4 protein-coding genes and 1 pseudogene are annotated in these 5,496 nt (G+C 48.0%); all 5 read left to right on the top strand.

The window, feature by feature from the left end:
- Positions 1-1,161, top strand: a 1,161-nt coding sequence (locus J0895_RS04435) for a calcium-binding protein (protein WP_277989778.1), incomplete at its 5' end; no start/stop codon positions are given.
- 274 nt (positions 1,162-1,435) lie between these two features.
- Positions 1,436-1,660 (top strand): hypothetical protein, encoded by a 225-nt coding sequence (locus J0895_RS26680; protein ID WP_340643445.1) that lies wholly within the window; start codon positions 1,436-1,438, stop codon positions 1,658-1,660.
- 174 nt (positions 1,661-1,834) lie between these two features.
- Positions 1,835-3,079 (top strand): hypothetical protein, encoded by a 1,245-nt coding sequence (locus tag J0895_RS04425; protein WP_207086913.1) that lies wholly within the window; start codon positions 1,835-1,837, stop codon positions 3,077-3,079.
- 24 nt (positions 3,080-3,103) lie between these two features.
- Complete coding sequence (locus J0895_RS04420; RefSeq protein ID WP_207086912.1) at positions 3,104-4,348, top strand: Dyp-type peroxidase; 1,245 nt, start codon at positions 3,104-3,106, stop codon at positions 4,346-4,348.
- A gap of 149 nt (positions 4,349-4,497) precedes the next feature.
- A pseudogene (locus J0895_RS04415) lies at positions 4,498-5,496 on the top strand (peptide ligase PGM1-related protein); the annotation flags it as partial.

The following is a 5,496-nucleotide window of genomic DNA, read 5'->3' as shown; positions in this document are numbered from 1 at the left end:
TTCTATCTCTCCCGCCTCGATGACGAAGCAAAAGCACTTATCGGTGAAGGCAAAGAATACGCCAGTGCTTTTGAGCATTACATCGAAGTCGGTCAATTTGAAGGACTGATCACCGTAGCACCGGATAGCAGCCTAGAGTCCCTACCCACTTGCGGCGATTTGGATCTGGAAATCCCCAGTCTGGATACTATCAACGTCAACGGCAAGAACGTTTTAGTGGCCGACGGTGATGGCGGTATGTCCCTCAAAGCTGAAAAACGCATCGATGTTCTCGTCGGGGGTGCAGGCAACGATTCCCTCATCGGTGGTAACCGCAAAGACATGATCTTTGGTATCGCTGGGGATAACTTCATCGAAGGGAACAACCAACACGACACCCTGATTGGCGGCACAGGCAACGACTCCATCTTTGGTGGCAACGGAAATGACCTCCTGATTGCTGACATGAAAGTGTTTGAAGCGTTGATGAACGGGGAACACATCGGACCCATCCATGATGAAGGTGATAATGTCGTAGAAGGTGACAATGCCGACGATCTGCTCATGGGTGGCAATAACTACTTAGAAGGCGGCAACGGCAAAGACACCATTATTGGGGGTCGCGGTAATGATACCCTGATGGGTGACAATGGCAATGACTTCCTCTGTGGTGTTGCCGGAGATAACCTCCTCATGGGTGGCAATGGCAAAGACACCCTGATTGGTGGCAGCGGTAACGACATTCTCATGGGTGGCAAGGGTAAAGACTTGCTCAGTGGCGGCGAAGGTGACGATACCCTCTATGGTGGGTCTGGTAAAGATACCCTCGTCGGTGGTAAAGGTGCAGATGTCTTCATCTTAGATGCTGATGTTCTCCTCGACGATATCGAAGAGGGTGACAGCGACAGCAGCAAAACTGCTCGCAAGAAAGCCAAAAAGCAAGATGTGATTTTAGACTTCAACGCCGTAGAAGGTGACGTGCTCAAGTTTGCTGGTGCTACCTTCGGGATTAGCAATCTTTCTGATTTGTTCAGTGCCAATACTACTACGGACGATGTAGGAATTTCCTCGTCTACGATGGAGTCCGGACAGATTGTTTCCACGATTACCTTTAGTGCGGAATATTCCCTGACTGTGTTCTCTCAAATTCAGATTACCGAAGAGAGCTTACTGCTGATGTAAGGTTAGTCTGAAGTGGAAGTAGCAGAATCCAGTCATCGATAATAAAGGCGATCGCACCCGTATCAAAGCGGGTGCGATTTCTTTTGTTACCCCCTAAAACATCGGCACAAAGGCCAGAAACCGGGTTTCTTCACCAAATCTCTGCATAAGCACAATCAATCTGGGCTAGAAACCCAGTTTCTTTTCCCCTTGATTTCATCCGGTATCGACCTCCTAAGTCCCTACATCCCCCTTCCGTTAAAATTGAAACAATCCCACCGCCAACCCTGCTTCTATGCGCGAAAATCAACTCAAACGCAAACTCCAACAAGGGGAAGTCGTTCTCTGCCCTTTTATCAACTGTCCCTATCCTGCCTTGATCGAAATTTGTGGTCATGCCGGATTTGGCCAGGTCGCTTTCTTTAAACAATCTGAAGTCTATGGTCAGTGGTGCCGTAATGTTGCACGATGGAATCATCGGTCTATAGCGCGTCTTGCAGGAATTGGACAATTTTTATGAAGGAGTGGGAGCATCTTGCTCCCGAATAGTAGTAGGGAGCAAGATGCTCCCACTCCTGCATTGTCTGGTTAGAATGATTTAGACTCGCTATATAAGCCATAGGAGATCTGTCTTCCATGGGGCAGGCGTCTCCCCTTTCCTTTCTCTACCCTAACATCAGGAGTATAATCTATCATGTTATATGACGTTCCCGGTCGGGCCGACCCCATCATCAGTAGCGATCTCCTCGAACAGTGGAATCAAACGATTCAAGATGCTTACGATCGCCTAGGAAACTGGAAAAATCGCTTTTTCACCCTCGACCCCAGTTCTCTCAAAAATCCAGTCCGCGCCTCAATTAAGTGGTTTGGCGACCCTGCCGAACCCGCATTCTGCCTCGATGAACCTACGGCTAAACAATTGTGCGATTGGGGAGTCCAAGGGCGGCATATTCTGCACAATGAATACTGTGAATATCGAATCATTGAGAAACCAGATTCTACGGGAAAAATGCGCCCGAAACGAGTTGAAGTCACCACCGAACTGCGGGAATACTGGACTTGTATCGCTAAATTCGATCCCGTTGCGGTGCGGGCAATGGTGGAGAATGTCCTGGGATTTCTCCCCAATTGGGAAGCACTTTACGGGGTCAGCAACCCCTCTCTACTCAGTCCACGTCAGCGAGAAATCGCCTTTTCTCGACTGGTTGCCGGTCATGGCAATAACGCGGAATTAGTCGCTGCCGGGGTTCCTGAGCAACCTACGGGGGCGTTGAATCAAGACAATGCTCTGTTTATGACCCATCCGATTAATGGATTGGATGATTTATTATACATCGTGATGTTTGGAGCCGCACCCTACGTTGTCCGCACCGATACTGGGCTAAAATCCGCCATCCGAGAACAAATTTTTCGACAATACAATGTAGAAGGGTTAGCTTGTCGTCATGCAGACCCAGCAGCCGCAATGGGGGCGCAGGGGGCGGCTATGAATGGTCAGACGGTGGCATTTGACAATCCTGTGGGAATGTATATTTTATCGTTTAATCATCGGGCTTTCTGGTATCAAGACGAACCCGTTCCCGAGGAGTGGATTCGCTTCAGTCGAGGGGAAAAAGATATGTATCAACGGTTAGAATTTGGTCCGAGTGACGCGGATTCCGCCTTTTTAGATGAAATTGTGGTAGCAGTCGGTGCGGATACTCAACCCCTCACTGGGGGTTTTCAATTGTTACAACAGATTGAAATTGGACCAATTATTGTGGTGGGAGAACCGACTCCAGTGGCGGAAGATGAGTATGTCATTCTCCGGACGAGTTCAGAGCCAATTCGCTGTCGAGACGCGGGGATTTGCGATCGCATTCATCAGTTAAAACAGCAGTATGATACAGCGCAAAACATCGGTCGCGTTGGCCCTCGGCAAATGGGCGTCTTCTCTTAACCCTTACTTTCAGCAACATTAACCATGACTGCACAACTTCAAGAAGGCATCTATCACGCACCGGGAGTTCGACCGGATCAATGTTTTGGAATCATGTTTCTTCGTGCTGCCAGGGGATTAACAGCACCTCAAATTGGCACGGCATTTCAAACCCTGTACTCAATGTATCAAAACCTCAAACAAGGCAAGGTTGAGGATATACCCGGTGCTCCGGTTCCTAGTGGGAATTTAACAGTTTTGGTGGGATATGGACCCAATGTCTTTAAACTTGCCGATGGGGGTCGAACACTTCCCCTAGATTTAGGGGCAAAAAATCAGTTCCGTTCCGCTCGTCCTACAGGCGGTGGTCCGTTACTTTTGGGTTCGGGTTTATCTTATGCCGATGATGTGCAATTTAATCCCGCTACGGAAGAAATTGCCCTACAATTTATTGCCCAAACGGAACTAGCAGTGAATCGGGCAGTGGTAGAAACCTGGAAAGTCTTACAGGATTTGACTGACCCAGAAACGGGGGAATTCCCTTTATTAATGACCCGATTTTATACGGGTTTTCAACGGGATGATGCGCGAAGCTGGATTGATTTTCATGATGGAATTTCTAACATGAAAAGTTCAGAACGGATTCAGGCGATCGCCATTAAAGAAGACCAAACTTCCGACGAAGATAAATGGACAGTTGCCGGAACTTATCTCGCCTTTCTGCGATTACCGGTGGATCTCACCGTCTGGCGCAAACTCACTCGCCAGCAACAAGAAATCATCATCGGACGAGATAAAGTATCGGGATGTCCCCTAGAGGCGATTGATAATGATGGCACTCCGGTAGTCCAAACGGGTTGTCCCTTTACCGGAACCCGAGAAGTCACCACCCCAGAAAACCAGGAATATCGGGAGTTACCTCGGGTGCCGTTGGAGTCACCTTTAAATGTGAGTCACACTCATCGCGCCAATCAAAATAAGGCGGAAGATGTGGGCTCGCGCAATTCCCTGCGGGTGTTCCGTCAAGGATATGAATTTTTGGAGGCGATAGATCGCACTCCCGGTTTTAGAGCAGGTTTAAACTTTGTGAGTTTTCAGGATACTCCAGAACGATTATTGCGGATGTTGACGCAACCTACTTGGTTAGGTGGGGTGAATTTTGGAGGTGGGGACAAGGAGCAATTGCCGGGAATGGAACGGTTGATTACTGTGCGTGCAGGAGGTGTATTTTTAGTTCCGCCAGTGGTAGAGGATGAGGCATTTCCTGGCGCGAAAATTTTTGGACTCTGAGGGGTGCAGGGATGCCAAGGGTTACCGGGTGATTGCTCAATTGGAATCGTGCATCCTTGAACCCTGAATCAAATCTCACTCTAGAGGAATGAATAAGGGGAGAAATCAGGCTAAAATTGCAGGAATAATCGCAAGAAGGGGTTGAGTGGATGGATGTTCAAACTGAATTGGAAGGCGATCGCATTGCGAGGTTTCGCCAACTACAAAATCAATTACGCGATCGCTGGCAAACCATCGATGAGTTTGATCCGGGGGATCATGATATTTTAGTCGTTCCCTCCCTGTCTCTGGATCGCCGGGAATTGTTGAAAATTGAGGGGGTACATCACTATGAGGAACGCAATCTCTATTCCCTGATTCGGTTGCGAAACCCTCGCACTCGCCTGATTTATGTGACATCCCAACCCTTACATCCCACCATTGTCGAATATTACCTGCAATTGCTGCCGGGAATTCCCTTTTCTCACGCTCGCGATCGCCTGTTGCTGTTTTCGACTTACGATGCTTCCCCTAAACCCCTAACCGAAAAAATTTTAGAACGTCCCCGTCTGATTGAGCGCATCCGGCACGTTTTGCGTCGGGATAAATCTTACATGATTTGTTTTAATTCTACTGCAAGTGAACGAGATTTATCGGTCCAGTTAGACATTCCCTTACTGGCATTAAATCCAGAATTATTAGAGTGGGGAACGAAAAGCGGTTCTCGGCAAATCTTTGGGGAGTGTAATATTCCCCATCCTCTTGGAAGTTTATCCGTTTGGACTGTGAAGGATTTGGCAATCGCCACGGCAGAATTATTAGCAAAAGACTCCAATTTAAAACGGATTGCTATCAAACTGAATGAAGGGTTTTCGGGGAAAGGAAACGCCATTTTAGAGGTAAAATCTCTCTATAAAATTGCACCGGAACAGCGGGTTGATACGATTTGCGATCGCTTTGAAACAATGAACTTTCAAGCAGAGGGGGAAACTTGGGCCAATTTTTCCAGTCGCATTCCTGAATTAGGGGCAATTGTGGAATCCTATATCGAAGGAAAAGACAAGCGATCGCCCAGTGTCCAAGGCAGAATTCTCCCCAATGGTGAGGTAGAAATTCTCTCCACCCATGACCAAATTCTCGGCGGTAGCGATCAGCAAATTTTCCTCGGG

Origin of the sequence: Phormidium pseudopriestleyi FRX01, from assembly GCF_017313335.1 — a bacterium.
In the GTDB taxonomy this organism is placed as follows: Bacteria; Cyanobacteriota; Cyanobacteriia; order Cyanobacteriales; family Laspinemataceae; genus Laspinema; species Laspinema pseudopriestleyi.
Note: the sequence above shows the minus strand (reverse complement) of the source record. Positions and strands in the feature narration are given on the sequence as shown.

What these genes read in the sequence shown, in the direction of transcription:
- J0895_RS04420 (WP_207086912.1), top strand. Translation starts at nt 3,104, where the DNA reads ATGACTGCACAACTTCAAGAAGGCATCTATCACGCACCGGGAGTTCGA.
- J0895_RS04425 (WP_207086913.1), top strand. Translation starts at nt 1,835, where the DNA reads ATGTTATATGACGTTCCCGGTCGGGCCGACCCCATCATCAGTAGCGAT.
- J0895_RS26680 (WP_340643445.1), top strand. Translation starts at nt 1,436, where the DNA reads ATGCGCGAAAATCAACTCAAACGCAAACTCCAACAAGGGGAAGTCGTT.